Consider the following 750-nt stretch of genomic DNA (forward strand, 5'->3'; position numbering starts at 1 on the left):
ATGGAGGCGATCGGTTGGCTCCAGTCGGTGATCGTCAACAAGACAACGGGTCACCTGGTCGACGGTCACCTGCGCGTAAAGATGGATGCACGCCGACGCGAGCCGACCGTGCCGGTAACCTACGTTGAGATCTCCGAAGCCGAGGAGAAGGCGGCTCCTCCTGTACGCGAGACTCGCCGCAAGGTGTCGCTGTGGCTCCTCGCCGGGCTGGTGCTCGCTGCCGTGGGCTACGCCACGCCCGCGTTCGTGGCCGAGCCGGACTGGGACCGCAGTGACGAGTTCGCCGATGTCGCCCAGTTCGACCGCCTCCACCCCGTTCCCGGCTTCGGCTGGTCGGGCTCGAGCGCCGTCGACACCACCGGTTGGGCTGCGGCTGAGCGCCAGCAGGTCTGCTCCGAGATCATGCACGGCCTGCCCGGTGACGGCTCGCTGCTGCTGTCGACGGCCGACGGCTACGCGGTCATGTGCCAGGCTGCGCCGCTTGTCCAGACGGCCGAGGTGTCGCCTTGAGTCGCCGTGGCTTCTCCATGGTCGAGCTGCTGACGGTCCTCCTCGTCCTGGGTGTGTTGGTCGCGATCGTCGTTCCGAAGCTGCAGATCGCCCAGCTGAGGGCTCGCCGAGTAGAGGTCCGGGTCAACACCGCAGGACTCCACACCGCGTTCCAGCTCTACGTCGCCTCGGACGCGGGCGCCGACCCCCTGAACTCCGGCTACAACCCGTCGCCCCAGCCCTCGGCGCTCGGCATCGACG

At 68.3% G+C, this 750-nt stretch carries 2 protein-coding genes; both read left to right on the top strand.

Annotated elements, in window-relative coordinates:
• Positions 1–510: hypothetical protein (locus tag GY812_16890; protein MCP4437162.1), on the top strand; the 510-nt coding region annotated here is incomplete at its 5' end.
• On the top strand, positions 507–750 hold a 244-nt coding region (locus tag GY812_16895; protein MCP4437163.1), incomplete at its 3' end, for a prepilin-type N-terminal cleavage/methylation domain-containing protein. The genes GY812_16890 and GY812_16895, both read left to right, overlap by 4 nt.

Source organism: Actinomycetes bacterium, from assembly GCA_024222295.1.
Taxonomy (GTDB): Bacteria; Actinomycetota; Acidimicrobiia; order Acidimicrobiales; family Microtrichaceae; genus JAAEPF01.